Below are 16,845 nucleotides of genomic sequence, written 5' to 3'. Positions count from 1 at the left end.
CCTGGTTTTAGCTTGAGGTAAAAAGCCTTTCCTTTGCGGGAAAGGCTTTTTCTTTTGTACACAGGAGTCCACAGTGGCCTTCCACTGCGAAACCCTGCACCCTTCACTGCGAAACTCTGCGCGCAACGGCTATGCACATTCACCCCAAAATCACCCCGATCTACCAGACCTCCGTTTTCAAGTTCGAAGATCTGACGGAGCTGGAGCTGTATTTCGGGGAGCCCGGCAGCCGCTACCTCTATTCCCGCAATGGCAACCCCAACTCCGATGAGCTGGCCGACAAGGTAAACGAGTTGGAAGGCGGGGCCGGAGCTATTGCTACGGGCTCGGGCATGGCGGCCATTCTGGCGGCACTGCTGGCCTGCTGCCAGACCGGCGACCATGTGCTGTGTGCCGCCGACATCTACGGGGGCTCGTCATCGTTGCTGAATCAGGAGCTGAGCCGGCTGGGTATTACCGTCAGCTACGTGCCGTTTGAATTGCTCTACGACCTGGCGCCGTTCGTGCAGTCTACCACGCGCCTGCTGCTCTGCGAAACCCTCAGCAACCCGCTGCTGCGCGTAGCCGACCTGCGCCGGCTGGCCGACGTGTGCCACGGTCTGGGGCTGAAGCTAGTCGTTGACAACACGTTTGCCAGCCCCATCCTCACGCGCCCGCTTGCCCTAGGTGCTGACCTGGTGCTGCACAGCGTGACCAAGTACCTCAGTGGCCACTCCGATGTAACTGCCGGCGCTGTGGTAGCTGCCGATGCGGCCGTGGCGGCGCGCCTCAAGCAGATTGGGGTCCTGTTTGGCCTTACCCTGAGCCCTATGGAAAGCTGGCTGGCAGTGCGCGGCCTTAAAACCCTGCGCCTGCGGATGCGCGAGCATAGCCACAATGCCCTGGCTATTGCTGAGTGTTTGCAGCGGCAGCCAGCCGTGCGGGCCGTGTACTACCCCGGCCTGCCCGACCACCCCCAGCATGAGTTGGCCCGAGAGCAGGGCGCGGGGCAGTTTAGCGGAATGCTGTCCATACTACTGGCTGATGATGTCGACGTCGTGAACCGCTTTATCCGGGCGTGCCGGCGCTTTCCATTCGCGCCGTCCCTGGCCGGTGTCGATTCTTCATTGTCCTATCCGCTGGGTACCTCGCACCGCTCCCTCACGCCGGAGCAGCAGCAGGAGCTCGGCATCACGGTAGGCTTGGTGCGCCTGTCTGTGGGCGTTGAACCAGTAGAAGACCTGCTGGCCGATTTGGAACAGGCGCTGAAAGGATTGTAGAGGTAGGCCGGTTTGTACTATAATCAAGAGACTTGTACTACTGCCACCAGGCTGTGGACTTCTTGTGCCGTCAATTGAACTTTATGTACTGCCAATCCGGCCCTTGTGCTATTAACGGGCCGTTACAGCAGCTCCTTTACCGCTTCCAACACGCGGCGTAAGTCCATATCCGACATAGCAGAACCACTAGGCAGGCAAAGGCCGCGCGCGAACAAGTCCTCACACACCACGCCCCCATAGTGAGGCACATCGGCGAAAAGCGGCTGCAGGTGCAAAGGCTTCCAGAGCGGGCGGCTTTCGATGTTGCGGGTTTCCAGGTGCAGGCGCAGCTGTTCGGGCGTGACGGTGGTTTGTTCCGCGTCGAGAAGCACGGTAGTCAGCCAGCGGTTGGTGCGGCTGCCGGCCGGCTCCTGGGGGGCGAAAACCAGGCCGGGCACGTGGCGCAGCCGCTCACAATACCAGGCGTGGATTTCCCGGCGCTTTTTCACCCGGTCTTCCAATAGCCCCATCTGCCCGCGCCCGATGCCCGCCAGCAGATTGCTGAGCCGGTAGTTGTAGCCCAACTCGGAGTGCTGATAGTACGGTGCAGCGTCCCGGGCCTGAGTGGCCCAGAAACGGGCTTTCTGCGCCCAAACGGCATCGTTGGTAACCAAGGCGCCGCCGCCGCTGGTCGTCAGAATCTTGTTGCCGTTGAAGGAGAAAACGCCCACGGCCCCGAAGGAACCTAGCGGCTGGCCTTCGTAGCGGGAGCCCAGGGCCTCGGCCGCATCTTCCAGCACCGGAATGTCGAACTCCGCGGCTATGGCCAGGATTTCGCGCAGCCGGGCCGGCATACCGTAGAGATGCACCAGTATCAAGGCTTTGGGGCGGTGGCCCTGCCGGATACGGTCCTCAATGGCTTCACGCAGCCGCTCCGGGCACATGTTCCACGTAGTCGTTTCGCTATCCACGAACACCGGCGTAGCGCCCAGGTACAAAATAGGGCTGGCCGTGGCCACAAAGGTGAAGGACGAGCATAGCACTTCGTCGCCGGGGCCGACGCCCAGCAGCCGCAGCCCCAGGTGAATGGCCGCCGTGCCCGAAGTAAGCGCTACGCAGTGGCCGGCGCCGGTAAACTCGCAGATGTCGCGCTCAAACCCATCCAGGTTGGGGCCGACGGGCGCCACCCAGTTGTCTTCAATGGCCTTGTGCAGGTAGTTGAGCTCGTGGCGGCCCAGGTGCGGGGGAGATAAGTATAGACGGTCGAAATCCTGGCTACGCATAGGTGGAGGGCGGAAGAGGCGGCAGCCAACAGTCCGAAAACCGGCGTCAGCTACCGAATAAGATACGACGCAGCGCGGCCTGTTGCACGGAAAAGGGTGGATTCTTTTGCGAAAATATCAACCTCCGCTATAGGCCGCTGACGCTCAATTGCCTTCAGGCAGCCGGATGCTGCTTCATTACCACGGCCGGTACGCCCACGGCGGTACAGTCGGCGGGGAGGGGGCGTACTACCACGGCCCCGGCCCCTACCACGGTGCGGGCGCCCACGCGCACCTGCTGGATGACGGTAGCATTGGTGCCCAGGTAGACCTCTGCCTCCAGCTGGGCCCCACCCCCCACGTTGGCATGGGGCATGAGGGAGCAGAAGTCGGCCAGCACGGCATCGTGGCCAATAGTGCAGCCCAGGTTCAGCAGCACATGGCGGCCCAGGGTAATATCGGTGGTGAGGATGCAGCTCTGGCTGATGATGCAGCCCTCGCCCACCTGAATCCGCTGGTAGGGGCGGAGAGCTACGTTGGGATGAATGAGCGTGGCAAACGACAGCTGTGCGCTGGTAAGTCGTTCTACCACGGCGGCCCGGCTGCGGCTGCTACCCACGGCCACGGCCACGTGCAGGGGCTCGGGCCAGGCGTTCAGGTCGGCCACAGTGCCGCGGTAGGGCACGCCGTGGATGGCGGGCAGGGCAGGAGCATGGTCATCGAAAAAGCCGATAACGTCCCAGGTAGGCTGCACTTCGTTGAGCTGGCGCACCAGCAGCAGCACTTCCCGGCCCAAGCCGCCCGCGCCCACAATGGCCAGGGGGCGGGGCGCGTCGCCGTCGGCGTTGTGGATATCGGCAAAGAAAAGCTGCGTCATATCAGAGAGAAGAAGAATCAGAAGAAGAGGTGCCGCGAAAAGCTTCCATGGTGGCTTGGCCGGGTGCCGAAATGCCGTGGGCTCCCAGCACCCGCCGCAGAGTCAGCCAGAGAATCCGCACATCAACCCAGAAAGAAACGTGGTCGACGTACCAGACGTCGTACGCGAATTTCTGCTCCCAGCTGATGGCGTTGCGGCCGTTGACCTGAGCCCAGCCCGTGATGCCCGGCCGTACTAAGTGGCGCCGGGCCTGCGTGGCCGAGTACAGCGGCAGATACTGCTCCAGCAGCGGCCGGGGCCCTACCAGGCTGATGTCGCCGCGCAGCACGTTCCAGAGCTGGGGCAGCTCATCCACCGACGTAGCCCGCACCCAGCGGCCCAGCGGCGTGAGGCGGTCGGCGTCGGGCAACAGCTGCCCGGCGGCATCGTGGCGCTGGGTCATGGTCTGGAGCTTGTAGAGCGTGAACAGCTGCCCGTGCAGGCCCGGCCGCCGCTGCCGGAACAGCCACGTGCCGCCGTTCTGCCAGGCCAGCGCTGCCGCTACCGGGGCCAGCACCGCCAGAGCCAGCAGCAGCGCGGGCGCGGCCACAGCCATATCCAGCAGGCGCTTGCCGTGGCGCAGATACCAGGTTGGTGGTTGGCGGTTGGCCATTGGCTGTTAAGGCTTAGCTGAAAAACACGGAGGGCCGAAATGCCAAAGCAAACGGTTTTAGACCAGAATTCGGCCGGAATCGGAATATTGCAGCGTTTTCGACTGCCAATGGCTGACAGCTAAAGCTTCTCCTATGCTCGTTTTTCCGAATGCCAAACTCAACCTGGGCCTCTACGTGACGGGCCGCCGCCCCGACGGCTTCCGCACGCTCGAATCGGTATTTGTGCCGCTGCCCTGGTGCGACGCCCTGGAGGTGCTGCCCGCGGCGGCCATTTCGCTCACGCTTACTGGGATTCCCATTCCCGGTGAGCCGGCTACCAACCTCTGCCTGCGCGCCTACGAGCTGCTGCGGGCCGATTTTGCGCTGCCCCCGGTGCAGCTGCACCTGCATAAAGTGGTGCCCATTGGGGCGGGGCTGGGGGGCGGCTCCGGCGACGCTGCCTTTGCCCTGCGCGCCCTCAACGACCTGTTCCAGCTGCAGCTCTCCGCCGAAGGCCTGGAAAGCTACGCCCGCCGGCTGGGAGCCGACTGCGCGTTTTTCATCCAAAACAAGCCCGTTTTCGCCATCGAAAAGGGGGACGTATTCGAGAATATCAACCTTGATCTACGCGGGGTGGCCTGCAAAGTCATTTATCCCGGCCTGCACATCAGTACGGCCGAGGCTTACGCCCGCGTGACGCCCCGCCCGCTCCGCCACGGCTTGCGCGAGGCCCTGGGGCAGCCTCTGGAAACCTGGCGCCACACCGTCAGCAACGACTTTGAGGACGCTCTAACTCCACACTACCCCGTGCTGAGTGAAATTAAGGCGGCACTGTACGCGGCTGGGGCTGCCTACGCCAGTCTTTCAGGATCCGGTTCGGCGGTGTACGGTCTGTTTCCCGGCCAGGAAACGCCCCCAAATATGTCCCTGCCGGCCGAGTATCAAGTGTGGGAAGGGCAACTGTAATGAAGTAGGGGCGGGGCTTGCCCCCGCCCTCCGTTGCTTTCATCACCCCATCAGCACCTCGGCGGCCTCGGTTCGGCGCTGGCGGCGCTTAAGCCACTGGTCGAGCACGGGCTGGATCAGCACACTAAGCAGAATCACCACGGTGCCCAGGTAAAAGCCGGTGGACAGCCGCTCCTGCCCAAAGCCGGGCACCCGCAGCGTATACATCAGCACCGCCAGCAGAATACCGTACACGGGCTCCAGGTTAATGGTCAGGCTTACTACGAAGGCCGAAATGCGCTTCATCAGCTCCACCGACGAGGAGAAGGCGTACACCGTGCACACGCCCGCCAGCAGCAGCAGCCACAGCCAGTCGAGCCCCGCCAGCCCCAGCTGCAGGCCCCGGCCCTCGGTGAAGTACTGGCTGTAGAAAGGCAAAAACAGCACGATGCTCAGGCAGGCCCCGGCCATTTCGTAGAGCGTAAGCTGCAAAGGCGTGTGGCGCTGCACCAGCTTGGCATTGAACACGCTGAACAAGGCCGACAGCCCCGCCGACACTACCGCCACCAGCAGCCCCAGAAGTTGGTCCAGCTCGGCCTGCGACACCAGGTACAAGCCCACCATCGTGAGCAAGCCCAGGCCCACCTCGTAAAAGCGTACCCGCCGCCACAGCACCAGGGGTTCCAGCAAGGAGGTCCAGAGAGCCAGCGTAGCCAGTCCGGCCAGGCACACGCTCACCGACGAGAGGCGTGCGGCCAGGAAAAACGTAATCCAGTGCGCGGCTACCAGCACCCCAATGCCCAGCATCTTCAGCATTTCGGTGGCGGGCACGCGCCAGGGCTGCCGCCGCAGCCCCAGCAACAGGGCCAAGCCGGCTGCCGCCAGCAAGGTGCGCCAGAACACCAGCTCCACCGGCGGCACCGAAATCAGCCGCCCCAGAATGGCCGTGAAGCCCCAGAGCAACACAATGAAATGCAGACGCAGGTAATCTTTGAGCATAAGTTAAGTAGTGAAATGGGGAGGTGGTGAGCTGGTGAGTTTGACGTTCTGTCCGCGCAACTGGCGTAAACTGCGCCAGCCGAACATCGAACTCACTATTTCACCGCTCCACCACTTCCTCTTTATTTGGGTACCAGCCGGTATAGTGCCGCCCCGATAAGCGTGAAAATGGTGCTGGGCACCCACGCCGCCACCAGCGGCGACAAGTCGCCGACCAGGGCGAGGTTGCGGCTCAGAATCACGAAGATGATGAACACGAAAGCCAGCGAGAAGCCCAAGGCAATCTGCCCGCCCACGCCGCTGCGCGACTTTCGGGACGACAGAATGACGCCGATGGTGGTCAGAATCAGAATGGCGAAAGGGTAGGAGTACCGCTCGTACTTCTCGATGAGGTAGGTTTCGGTATCGTCGGCGCCCCGGTCTATTTTCTGCTGGATAAAGCGGTTCAGCTCGGGCAGGGTGAGGGTTTCGGCCAGGCGGTAGGTGCTGGCAAAGTCCTTGGGGTAGAGGTTGAGGGTGGTGTCGCGGGAGGGTACGCTGCGCAGTGTTTCCTTGTCACCCTGAAAGGTGTGAATCAGCTGGGGCGAGAGTTGCCAGGCCTTGCGCGTGGAGTCCCACTGGATGGTGTTGGCCGTGAGCCGGCGCTTGAGTTGGGTGCCCTCAATGGTTTCGAGCGCGAAACGGTAGCCGATGTTGCTCACGTTGTCGTAGCTCTCCATGTAGGCGTAGCTTTTCGGCCCGATCTTGATGTGGATGTTGCGGGCCTGAAAGCGGAAGGGGTTCTTGATGTAGGCCCGCTCAAACGTGACGCGCGTCTTGTTGGCATTCGGAATCACCCAGCCAATAAGCCCGAAAATCGAAACCCCAATGATGGTAGCGCCCATGAGGTAAGGCACCAGCAGCCGCTGAAAGCTGATGCCGCTGCTGAGCATGGCCACAATTTCGGTGCGCGCCGCCAGCCGCGCCGTCACGAACACGGTGGCAATGAACACGGTGATGGGCGAGAGCAGGTTGGCGAAGTACGGAAACAGGTTCACGTAGTACTCCGAAATAATCTTCCAGGCGCCCAGGTCGTGCTTGATGAAGTCGTCGTTTTTCTCCGTGAAGTCAATCACGCAGATAACCGACACCAGCATCACCACCGTGAAGATGTAAGACGTCAGAAACTTCTTTAAAATGTATTTATCGAGCAGCTTCACGTTAGAACTTAGTTGTTGTTGCCTCGTGCTTAAAGCGTGTCATTGCGAGCAGCGCGAAGCAATCCGTCCTGCACAACGCAAAAATCATTATTTACCCCATAAGGCCCTTGGAAAGAGGGTAACGTGTGGTAAGCTAGTCACGCCTCGGGGTTTAGCACGTCGCCCAGGACGGATTGCTTCGCGCTGCTCGCAATGACAGCGTCTTATGACAACTCACTATAACCGTACCATCACCTGCTGCACCATGCGCTCCTTCCACTCGCGGAAGGTGCCGGCCAGGATTTGCTGGCGCGCCTCGCCCACCAGCCAGAGGTAGAACGTGAGGTTGTGGACTGAGGCAATCATGCCAGCCAGGTACTCGCTGGCCTGGAACAGGTGGCGCAGGTAGGCGCGGGAGTAGAACGTGCTGGCATAGCCGCCCAGCTCAGCATCAATGGGGGAGAAGTCGTCGGCCCACTTCTTGTTTTTGATGTTAATGATGCCCTGCGTGGTGAAGAGCATGCCGTTGCGGGCATTACGCGTGGGTAGTACGCAGTCGAACATATCCACGCCTAGGGCAATGTTTTCGAGGATGTTGGCCGGGGTGCCCACGCCCATCAGGTAGCGCGGCTTGTCCTGGGGCAAGATGTCGCACACGATTTCCGTCATTTCGTACATCAGCTCGGCCGGCTCGCCCACGCTCAGGCCCCCAATGGCGTTGCCCTCGCGCTCCTGCCGGGCCACAAACTCCGCCGACTTTACCCGCAGATCCTTGAATGTGCTGCCCTGCACGATGGGGAAAAGCGTTTGCTGATAGCCGTAGAGGCCCTCGGTGCTGTCGAACCGCTCGATGCAGCGCTGCAGCCAGCGGTGCGTCATGTCAAGGGAGCGGCTGGCGTAGCCGTACTCGCAGGGCCAGGGCGTACACTCGTCAAAGGCCATGATAATATCGGCCCCGATGATGCGCTGAATGTCCATCACCCCCTCCGGCGAAAACAAGTGCTGGGAGCCATCAATATGAGAGCGGAACTTCACGCCCTCCTCCTTGATTTTGCGCGTCTTGCTGAGCGAGTACACCTGGTAGCCGCCCGAGTCGGTGAGGATGGGTCGGTCCCAGCCGTTGAACTTGTGCAGTCCGCCCGCCTGGCGCAGTACGTCGAGGCCGGGTCGCAGGTACAGGTGGTAGGTGTTGCCCAGAATAATCTGGGCTTTGATGTCCTCTTTCAGCTCGCGCTGGTGCACTGCTTTCACGGAGCCAGCCGTGCCCACCGGCATAAAAATGGGCGTTTGAATACTGCCGTGGGCTGTGTGGACCACGCCGGCGCGGGCTTTGGTCTGCGGGTCTTGCGCTACTAAATCGAAGGTCATGCGGGAAATCAGTTGCCGGGTGTCAGTTGAGAGGTGCCAGTTGCTTGTTGCCGGTTGTCAGGGAATATCATGGCGGACAACTGGCAACCGACAACTATCAACCGAAGACAACCACAAAGGTAGCCCACCGCCGCCGAATGCCTACTTTTGCGGGCTTACCCCTGTTCTGCATCGTGCTACCCCTGTTTTCTCCGTTGGTTTGGCTGCTGCTCGTGTGCGTGCTGGTGCAGCTGTACTACGTGGGCTACTATTTTCTGCCCTTCGCCCGCCGCGCCCCCGAGGCCGCGGCCGATGCCCCCGACCAGCCGCTGGAGGAACCGGTGTCGGTGCTGGTGTGTGCCCACAACGAGCTGGAAAACCTGCGCCGCCTGCTGCCCCTGCTGCTTCAGCAGGACTACCCCGCCGGCTTCGAGCTGATTCTGGTAGATGACCGTTCCGAAGACGACACGTACCTGTACGTTCAGCAGCTGGCCCAGTACTACCCGCACGTGCGCTTGGTGTCCGTGGGCCGCACCCCGGAGGGGTTGTCGCCGAAAAAATACGCCCTCACGCTGGGCATCAAATCGGCCCGGCACCTGCGCCTGCTCTTTACCGATGCCGACTGCATTCCGGCTACCAATCAGTGGATCAGACTGATGCAGCGTGGCTTTGCCCGGCCCGCCGATCTGGTTATCGGATATTCGGCCTACGCCGCCGAAACGGGCTTTTTAAATAAACTGATTCGGTTTGAAACCCTGCTGAGCGGAGCACAGTATCTGTCGTTCGCGTGGCGCGGCTACCCTTATATGGGGGTGGGGCGCAACCTGGCCTACACGCGGGCAGTCTTTCAGTCGACTAAAGGCTTTGCCTCCCACATCCGCTCCCTCGGCGGCGACGACGACCTGCTGGTGCAGGACGCCGTACAGCGCGGGGCGCGGGCCGTGGTGGTAGCCGAGCCGGCGGCCCACACCCTCAGCGAGCCAGCTACCAGCTGGGGCGCGTGGTGGCGGCAAAAACGGCGGCACTTGTCGGCCGGCCGGCGCTACCGTTTGGCCGACCGGGTGCGGATCGGAAACTTTATGGCCAGTAACGTGCTTTTCTACGGCATATCAGTGGCGCTGCTGTTTTCCCGTCCCGATTGGGTACCTTTGGCAGCCGTGTGGCTGGTGCGCACAGCGGCCGTTTGCACCGCTTATGGGCAGCTCGGCCGTCGGCTCGACGACCCGCTGCCGGTAGGAGTGCTACCTTTTCTGGATGCTGTCTACTTTTTTTATTACTTAGCTCTGGGAATTTCACTGTTCCTTTACCGCTCTCTCCGATGGAAGTAAACAATCAGGAAATACAGAAGCAGTTTTCCGCTAAAGCCAAGCACGACTTCAAGCTGATTCGGGCCGCCGTGGAGCATGGCGACGAAAAGGCCTACGCCGAGCTGATGCAGATTTACAAGAAGCCGGTGTACCACGTGGTGCTCAAAATGGTGCGCAACCCCGACGACGCCGAGGACCTCACTATCGAAGCCTTTGCCAAAGCCTTCCGCAACCTGCACAAGTTCAACCCGGAATTTGCCTTCAGCACCTGGCTGTTTCGCATTGCCACCAACAACTGCATCGACTTTATTCGCAAGAATAAAATCAAAACGATGTCGATTGATTCGGCCATCAAAATCGACAATGGTGACGAAATCACCATTGATTTTCGCGACAACAACCTGAACCCGCAGGAAACGGCCATCAAAAACCAGAAAATAGAAATCATGCAGCACGTGGTGGCCCGGCTGCCCGAAAAGTACCAGCGTCTGGTGTCGCTGCGCTATTTTGACGAGCTGAGCTACGAAGAAATTGCCCAGGAGCTGAAAGCTCCCCTCGGCACCGTAAAGGCCCAGCTGCACCGCGCCCGCGAGCTGCTCTATGACATGGTAAAAAACAAGAAGCACATTATCTAAAGGGCTTTTTGTTGAAAGCTACATAGTGAAAGCCTCGGCTAAAGCCGGGGCTTTTTTGTGAGGCTGGCCGCCACTACCGCGCTTTCCTATCTTTGTCCGATGGATATTATTGCCCACTACTTTCCGCACCTCACCGACCGGCAGCGCGCGCAGTTCAGCAGCCTTATTACCGAATTCCGCAGCTGGAATGAGCGCCTGAACCTGGTAGCCCGCACCGACGTGGATAACTTGGCGGAGCGCCACGTGCTGCACTCGTTGGGTATTGCCAAGGTGGTGGAGTTTCCGGCCGGCTCCTCGGTGCTGGACGTGGGCACCGGCGGCGGCCTGCCCGGGCTGCCGCTGGCCATCCTGTTTCCGGACGTGAAGTTTCATCTTATCGACAGCATTGGTAAGAAAATCCGGGCAGTGCAGGAAATGGCCCACACGCTGGGCTTCGCCAACGTGACAGCCGAGCAAATCCGCGCCGAGCAGGTGCGGCCCAAGTTCGACTTCGTGGTGAGCCGCGCCGTAGCCCGCCTGGCTACCTTCCACCCCTGGATTGAGCACCGCTACAAACCCCACGGCCTGCCCTCAAGCGGCCTTTACTACCTCAAAGGTGGCGACCTGACCGAAGAAATTGAAGAGTCCGGCCTTGCCGCTCAGGTGTTCGACCTGCCCGATTATTTCACGGAAGAGTTCTTCGAGACGAAGAAAGTGGTTTTCGTGCCCAGCAGCTCGGCTGGCCGGTAACAACTATACCGCAGCCAGTTAAGGAATTGGGTGCTGCCCATGAGCGCAAGCTGCCAGGGTAAACCAATTGGTTAGTTCAAGTATTTTTATCTGGTTGAGAAGCTGAAACAAACCAACCATCTAGCTTTGCCCGGAAGATACCAACGTGTGGTATTGTAACAGCTTAAATTCATTCTTTATCTCATGCAGAAACCCTTTACCCACTTAGTGGCAGCAGCTACTATGGCCTTTGCCTTAGCTGGTTGCGCTGGCAGCTACCGCGCTATCCGGCCTGAGAGCATCACCTCCTATCAATCAACCAGCGGCAAGGGTGGGCCCATCGATTTTAGCTACCGTTATGGCGCTTTGCTTACCCATGGTCCCAACAAAAAATACGTAAAAAAGGAACGTAAGCGTGGGTATCAGCTGGTAGCTGTCCAGGTCAAAAACAACACGACTGCCGAGCTTAATTTTTCCCGGGACTTGGAGCTGTCTTTTGGTGACCGACCTGTTCAGCCGGTAGGCTCTTTACAGGCTTCTGAAGACCTCAAGCAAGGGGTAGCTATTTATCTGCTATATCTGCCACTTAATTTTCGGGTAGTAAGCACTGTAAGCAACAACGGCGGGGTAGTACAAGATAATTCGGTGTTTATTCCGACCGGTCCCTTCATTGCTGCTGGCAACATGATTGGCGCTGGCACAGCCAACAAAAACATGCGCAACGAGCTGGCCCGCTATGACCTGACCAACAAGGTCATTCGCCCCGGCGAAACCGTATATGGCCTTCTGCCGCTACGCGAAACCAACGTAGCCCCACTCAAGCTGACCCTGCGCAATAGCGCCGCCATTGCTCCCGTCACGGTACCATCCGCTACCCCGGCAACTCCTGCTCCGGCCGGCAGTAACTAGCCATACAAGATGTGTTACACACAAAAAGCCCCGCCGGCAGCTGCCAGCGGGGCTTTTTAACTTTGACTATCTCGCCGGCACATCATCCATTCAGGAGAAGCCGGGCGGCAGGCAGGTTACTTATTGGCAATAACGTTGAAGCTCAGCGTGAACGTGTCGTCGATGGCTTTGTCACCGATGCTTTCGAAGAATGATTTCGAGCCATAGCGGATGTCGAACTGGGTACGGTCGATGGTGGCTACGCCGCTGGCGGAAGCTTTGCCGTTTTTCACCCCGATTTTAGCCGGGAACGTCACGGGCTTGGTGATGCCCTTGATGGTTAGGTCGCCGGTGATGGTGGCGTTGTTGCCCTGGGCATCAGCCTTAATGGGCGTGATGTTGGTGATTTTGAACGTCGAGGTCGGGTTCTTCTCAATGCTGAAGAAGTCGTCGGAGCGCAGGTGGCCTACCAGTTTACCGTTCGTGCCTTCGTCCTTGATGTCTACTACCTTCAGGGAGTTCATGTCGGCCGTGAAAGTGCCGCCCACCAGCTTGTTGCCGCGCACCAGCATCTCACCGTCTTTGAACTGCACCGTGCCGTTGTGCTGGCCGGTTACTTTTTTGGCCAGCCAGCCCATCGTGCTGAGCTGGGGCTGTAATTTGTATACCGTAGCGGCCGCGTTGTCGGTGCCGGCGGTAGTTTTCTGCGCCATTGGCTTTTGAGCGAAAGCGGGGGCCGAGGCCAGAACGGCAGCAACCAGCGCCGGGAAGAACAATTTTTTCATGACTGAAAAAGAGAAAAGAGAAAAAGTACGCGTGAAAAGTTAGTCTCGAAGTTTGTCCAGCAGATAGCTCAACTGCTCGGCGTCCTGCTCCGACAGCTTGTGCAGGCCGTGTGCCTGCTGCTCCACCATCGGCTGCATGGTATCCAACAGCGCCAGCCCCGCATCCGTGATACAGATATCCACGGCGCGACGGTTGCTGGGGCACACCCGGCGCGTAACGAGCTGCTTAGCCTCCAACTTATCCACAATGCGCGAGGCGTTGCTGGTTTTGTCCAGCATACGCTCTATCAGCATGTTAACGGTTGACGGCCGGGGGTGCTGGCCCCGCAGAATCCGCAGCACGTTATACTGCGGCAAGGTGATATTGAATTCCTTGAAAGCCGCCGCCTGACGGAGTTCCAGCCAGCCAGCGGTATACACCAGATTGATGTATACTTTCTGGTAGACGCTCTGAAAGTTGGCCTGCTTAATCTCGTCTTCAATTCTCATGGAATGGGACATGCTACCCAGGAATTACGCTGCAAATATATGTACATACATTTAATGTACAAACATCGTTTCCTGAAATTGAAAGATTTTTTCGGCAGCAAGTTCTGCTTTATCCTTGATAAGCGCAGTTGCGTATGAAGCTCACACTCCTGAACTCAACCGCTTATGCGCCGTTTTTTTTCTTCCGCTTTACTCGCGCTGGCCTTGGTTGCCTCGCTTGAGGCAACCGCCCAAACCAAAACCGCGCCGAAACCGGCTGGGGCCGTCAGCACCGGAGCTTCCGACCGTTTTCTGATGCAAAACGGGAGCGTTGTGCTGGTACAAGGGGGCCGGCCCACGCCACTTACCCAGAATGTGCGCCTAGGCAACGGCACCAAGGTCAACTATAAAAGCGGCATCGTAGAGCTGCCCGGCGGCAAGATTACCACGCTACAGGAAGGCGACTACGTGACCAGCGGCGGCGAAATCATCTTTGCCACCCCGGCCAGCGCCGCCGCGGCCCGAGGGCAAAAAGCTGAGCCCGGTGCTAAGTTCGACCCCTACGTAGAGCGCGGCGCGGCTATGTCGCCCGCCGATTTCGACAGCCGTCTTACGTCCCTAAGCTCGCGCTTGGATCTGATGGCGCAGAAAATTCAACTCCTCAACCAGAAGATTTCCCTGCTCAGTGTGAATGCCCAGCGCCCCACCGATACCAGCCAGCTCGACCAACAGATTCAGCAGCTGGAGCAGCAACTGCAGCAGCTGAAATAGGCTACATCAACAGCGGCACAGTTGCCTGCGCCACCACGAGCCCTTCGGTTTCCCGCACGAAACCGAAGGGCTCGTCTCGTATAATCAGGAAGCCGTCGAGGTCGTGCACCTGGGCCAGCCCGCTCACCTGCACCGCCGACCAGATGCCCAGCGAGGTTTCGACCATGCAGCCCAGCATGGTTTGCAGGTTGTGGGCCCGCGTCTGGCGCAGGATTTCCAGCCCCTGCCGGTAGCCGCCGGCTTTCATCAGCTTCATGTTCACGCCGTGGAACTGTCGGGCTATATCAGCAAAATCCGCGTCGTGCGTCACCGACTCATCGGCAAAAAGCGGGAATGGGCTGCGCGGGCGCAGGTAGTAATAGTCGGCAGCCGCGGCGGCGGGCAGAGGCTGCTCCAGCACCCGCACCTGCAGGCCCGGCAGCTGCCGGCAGGCTTCCAGAAACTGCAGCAGGGAATCGGCATCAGGCCAGGCCTCGTTTCCATCCACGATGAGCGGCTGCCCGGGCAGCGCCTGCGTCACGGCTCGCAACAACTCCAGTCCACTTTCCCGGTTCACTTTCACTTTCAGCAGGGAAAAGCGCCCGGCGCGGTGCTCAGCGAGAAACCCCGCTACGGCGCCGGGCTCCATAATGGGCAGGGAAAATGCCGTGGGCACGGCCGCCGGGGCCGGTAAGCCCAGGTATTGCCACACGAACTGTCGGCAGCCGGCAGCTTGCAGATGAATATAGGCCGCTTCGAGAGCAAACCGCAGAGCGTAGGCTACGGGGTGGGCACGCAGCAGGGCTGCCAGGTCTTCCTCGCTTTGCACCAGGGATAGTCCGGTAGCCCGCAACGCCTCAAACTGGCTTTGCAGCAGTTCGGGCGTTTCGCCGTAGCGAATGTTGGGTGCTGCTTCGGCCCAGCCGGCGGGGTTCTTACCAGCCGCTGCAACGCCCACAAACAGGTTGGTTTTAGCCTCGGAAGCATTGCGGGAGATTTTCCAGGTGTAGCGAAGCGGCAGCGGGCGGGCCTGCAGAGTCCAGTGCAACATAGGTGGGGTGGGCCGAAAGTAAGCGAGGCAGCAAGGTACGGACGGCGGTAATCCGCCGCACTACGCGCCAGGCAGGTTGCCGAAGGCAGCCGTGCCCTAAAAACCTATCTTTGCCAGACTTCCCATCTATTCTGCTTGGTTTTCGCATGAAGTTTTCGCGTTTCGCACTGCTAGCCGGGCTGCTGCTCGTGCTGGCTGCCATCCTCACCGTTCTTTCCAACTACCAGCTGCTGGCCCTGGACCCGGTAGCAGCCCGGGTAGCCCGTTGGCTGGCCCTGGCCGCCGTGGTTGCCTACGCCACCGAGCGCCGCTCCCTCACCTTCTGGATTGTGGTGAGTATGCTGGTCGGGGCCGAAATAGGCCACGACTTTCCGACGGTGGCCGTGCAGCTGAAAGTGCTCAGTGACGTATTCCTGCGACTGGTCAAAACCATTATTGCGCCGCTGGTTTTTGCTACGCTGGTGGTAGGCATTGCCGGCCACGCCGACCTCAAGCAGGTGGGCCGTATGGGGCTGAAGGCGCTGATTTACTTTGAAATCGTCACCACGTTTGCGCTGTTCATCGGGCTGGCGGCCATCAACCTCACCCGTGCCGGCGCCGGCATCGACCGTTCCGGCATTGCGGCCGATACCGAGAAGCTGCAGGCCGTGGAGCAAAGCACGAGCGACATCATCCTGCACATCTTTCCCGAAAACATTGCCAAGTCCATAGCCGAAGGGCAGGTGCTGCAAGTGGTGGTGTTTGCCATCATCTTCGCCATTGGGCTGGCTATGGTACACGGTAAGCACCGCCGCCCCATGCTGGAGTGGTCGGAAAGCCTTTCGGAGGTGATGTTCAAGTTCACCAACGTGGTTATGTACTTCGCCCCGATTGGGGTGGGCGGCGCACTGGCTTATACAGTGGGCAAAATGGGCTTCGATCCGCTGTTCAATGCTTTCAAGCTGCTGCTGACGCTCTACGCGGCGCTGCTGGCCTTCGTGCTGCTGGTGCTACTGCCCATTGCGCTGATTGCCCGCATCCCGCTCCGGCGCTTTATTCAGGCCATTGCCGAACCCGTGAGCATTGCCTTTGCCACTACGTCGTCGGAGGCGGCGCTGCCCCGCGCCATGGAGGCCATGGAAAGTATTGGGGTGCCGCGCCGGGTGGTAGCCTTTGTAATGCCCACGGGCTATTCCTTCAACCTCGATGGCACCACCCTCTACCTGTCGTTGGCGGCGGTGTTTGTGGCGCAGGCTGCCGGCATCGATCTGTCGTTTGGCCAGCAGTTGGTGATGGTGTTTACGCTTATGCTCACCAGCAAAGGCGTAGCGGGCGTACCGCGCGCTTCCCTCGTGATTCTGCTGGCCACGGTGGCTTCGTTTAACCTGCCGTCGTGGCCGGTGTTCATCATCCTGGGCATTGATGCGCTGATGGACATGGCCCGCACGGCAGTGAACGTGCTGGGCAACTGCCTGGCTACGGCCGTGGTAGCCCGTTGGGAGGGCGAGTTCGTCGACAATTTTGTGGCGCCCGACCCGGTGCTGGATCTGGCTGAGGCGGACAGCAGCCTGGCGCATCACTAGAGGCTTCGTAAATCCGGTAAGATATCCGTTTCCCCGTTTCTGCTGGCTAGGAACGGGGAAACCTGTTTTTAGGCCCTAACCCAAGACATGCTACACTGCTTCATAGTGCTTGTTGTATTATTGGCAATGTTCTATCACACCATTTTCTGAGTCACATGATAATGTGACACGCAAGCGCTAGAGGAGGCTCTTTCGAATGATTTGTACAACATA

The 16,845-nt window shown here is 59.8% G+C and carries 17 protein-coding genes; 8 read left to right on the top strand and 9 right to left on the bottom strand.

The genetic code is table 11. The annotated features are described in order from the left end of the window. Positions 1-131: 131 nt before the first annotated feature. Positions 132-1,259: a trans-sulfuration enzyme family protein gene (locus tag I5L79_RS02675; protein ID WP_196953466.1), complete on the top strand. Its 1,128-nt coding sequence runs from the start codon at positions 132-134 to the stop codon at positions 1,257-1,259. Positions 1,260-1,381: 122 nt separating this feature from the next. Here I5L79_RS02675 and I5L79_RS02670 read toward each other — a convergent pair whose 3' ends face one another. The 3 genes from I5L79_RS02670 to I5L79_RS02660 form a co-directional block, all read right to left on the bottom strand. Then, positions 1,382-2,521, bottom strand: coding sequence for a DegT/DnrJ/EryC1/StrS family aminotransferase (locus I5L79_RS02670; protein ID WP_196953465.1), 1,140 nt, complete (start codon positions 2,519-2,521; stop codon positions 1,382-1,384). Between the two features lie 154 nt (positions 2,522-2,675). Continuing rightward, entirely contained in the window at positions 2,676-3,377 is a 702-nt protein-coding gene (locus I5L79_RS02665; RefSeq protein WP_196953464.1) for a NeuD/PglB/VioB family sugar acetyltransferase, read from the bottom strand. A 1-nt stretch (position 3,378) separates the two neighbouring features. Further along, positions 3,379-4,029, bottom strand: coding sequence for a sugar transferase (locus I5L79_RS02660; RefSeq protein ID WP_262894840.1), 651 nt, complete (start codon positions 4,027-4,029; stop codon positions 3,379-3,381). Positions 4,030-4,162: 133 nt separating this feature from the next. On the opposite strand from I5L79_RS02660, the gene ispE reads away from it, so the two are divergent. Continuing rightward, positions 4,163-4,975 (top strand): 4-(cytidine 5'-diphospho)-2-C-methyl-D-erythritol kinase, encoded by an 813-nt coding sequence (ispE, locus tag I5L79_RS02655; protein WP_196953463.1) that lies wholly within the window; start codon positions 4,163-4,165, stop codon positions 4,973-4,975. Positions 4,976-5,017: 42 nt separating this feature from the next. Here the strand turns inward: ispE and I5L79_RS02650 are convergent, their stop codons facing one another. From I5L79_RS02650 to tgt, 3 genes are all read right to left on the bottom strand, one after another. Then, positions 5,018-5,953, bottom strand: coding sequence for a DMT family transporter (locus I5L79_RS02650; RefSeq protein ID WP_196953462.1), 936 nt, complete (start codon positions 5,951-5,953; stop codon positions 5,018-5,020). Positions 5,954-6,075: 122 nt separating this feature from the next. Further along, complete coding sequence (locus tag I5L79_RS02645) at positions 6,076-7,152, bottom strand: LptF/LptG family permease (protein WP_196953461.1); 1,077 nt, start codon at positions 7,150-7,152, stop codon at positions 6,076-6,078. A 216-nt stretch (positions 7,153-7,368) separates the two neighbouring features. Further along, a complete protein-coding gene (gene tgt, locus I5L79_RS02640) occupies positions 7,369-8,499 on the bottom strand; it encodes a tRNA guanosine(34) transglycosylase Tgt (RefSeq protein ID WP_196953460.1) in 1,131 nt (376 codons plus the stop codon). A 137-nt stretch (positions 8,500-8,636) separates the two neighbouring features. Here tgt and I5L79_RS02635 point away from each other — a divergent pair, with 137 nt between their 5' ends. From I5L79_RS02635 to I5L79_RS02620, 4 genes are all read left to right on the top strand, one after another. Then, complete coding sequence (locus tag I5L79_RS02635) at positions 8,637-9,806, top strand: glycosyltransferase (RefSeq protein ID WP_196953459.1); 1,170 nt, start codon at positions 8,637-8,639, stop codon at positions 9,804-9,806. Then, entirely contained in the window at positions 9,797-10,420 is a 624-nt protein-coding gene (locus I5L79_RS02630) for an RNA polymerase sigma factor (protein WP_196953458.1), read from the top strand. The genes I5L79_RS02635 and I5L79_RS02630 overlap by 10 nt, the downstream gene beginning before the upstream one ends. A 99-nt stretch (positions 10,421-10,519) precedes the next feature. Continuing rightward, on the top strand, positions 10,520-11,149 hold the full coding sequence (rsmG, locus tag I5L79_RS02625; RefSeq protein WP_196953457.1) for a 16S rRNA (guanine(527)-N(7))-methyltransferase RsmG: 630 nt from the start codon (positions 10,520-10,522) through the stop codon (positions 11,147-11,149). A 183-nt stretch (positions 11,150-11,332) separates the two neighbouring features. Further along, positions 11,333-12,037: a hypothetical protein gene (locus I5L79_RS02620; RefSeq protein WP_196953456.1), complete on the top strand. Its 705-nt coding sequence runs from the start codon at positions 11,333-11,335 to the stop codon at positions 12,035-12,037. A 116-nt stretch (positions 12,038-12,153) separates the two neighbouring features. On the opposite strand, the gene I5L79_RS02615 is transcribed toward I5L79_RS02620, so the two are convergent. Both I5L79_RS02615 and I5L79_RS02610 read right to left on the bottom strand, forming a co-directional pair. Continuing rightward, a complete protein-coding gene (locus I5L79_RS02615) occupies positions 12,154-12,801 on the bottom strand; it encodes a YceI family protein (protein ID WP_196953455.1) in 648 nt (215 codons plus the stop codon). Between the two features lie 39 nt (positions 12,802-12,840). After that, positions 12,841-13,290: a MarR family winged helix-turn-helix transcriptional regulator gene (locus tag I5L79_RS02610; RefSeq protein WP_196953454.1), complete on the bottom strand. Its 450-nt coding sequence runs from the start codon at positions 13,288-13,290 to the stop codon at positions 12,841-12,843. 165 nt (positions 13,291-13,455) lie between these two features. On the opposite strand from I5L79_RS02610, the gene I5L79_RS02605 reads away from it, so the two are divergent. Beyond that, complete coding sequence (locus tag I5L79_RS02605; RefSeq protein ID WP_196953453.1) at positions 13,456-14,040, top strand: DUF6799 domain-containing protein; 585 nt, start codon at positions 13,456-13,458, stop codon at positions 14,038-14,040. A 1-nt stretch (position 14,041) separates the two neighbouring features. Here the strand turns inward: I5L79_RS02605 and I5L79_RS02600 are convergent, their stop codons facing one another. Then, positions 14,042-15,070: a dipeptide epimerase gene (locus tag I5L79_RS02600; protein WP_196953452.1), complete on the bottom strand. Its 1,029-nt coding sequence runs from the start codon at positions 15,068-15,070 to the stop codon at positions 14,042-14,044. A 146-nt stretch (positions 15,071-15,216) separates the two neighbouring features. Between I5L79_RS02600 and I5L79_RS02595 the strand changes: the two genes are divergently transcribed. Then, positions 15,217-16,632 (top strand): dicarboxylate/amino acid:cation symporter, encoded by a 1,416-nt coding sequence (locus I5L79_RS02595; protein WP_196953451.1) that lies wholly within the window; start codon positions 15,217-15,219, stop codon positions 16,630-16,632. Positions 16,633-16,845 lie beyond the last annotated feature (213 nt).

Origin of the sequence: Hymenobacter guriensis, assembly GCF_015773195.1 — a bacterium.
Classification (GTDB): Bacteria; Bacteroidota; Bacteroidia; order Cytophagales; family Hymenobacteraceae; genus Hymenobacter; species Hymenobacter guriensis.
Note: the sequence above shows the minus strand (reverse complement) of the source record. Positions and strands in the feature narration are given on the sequence as shown.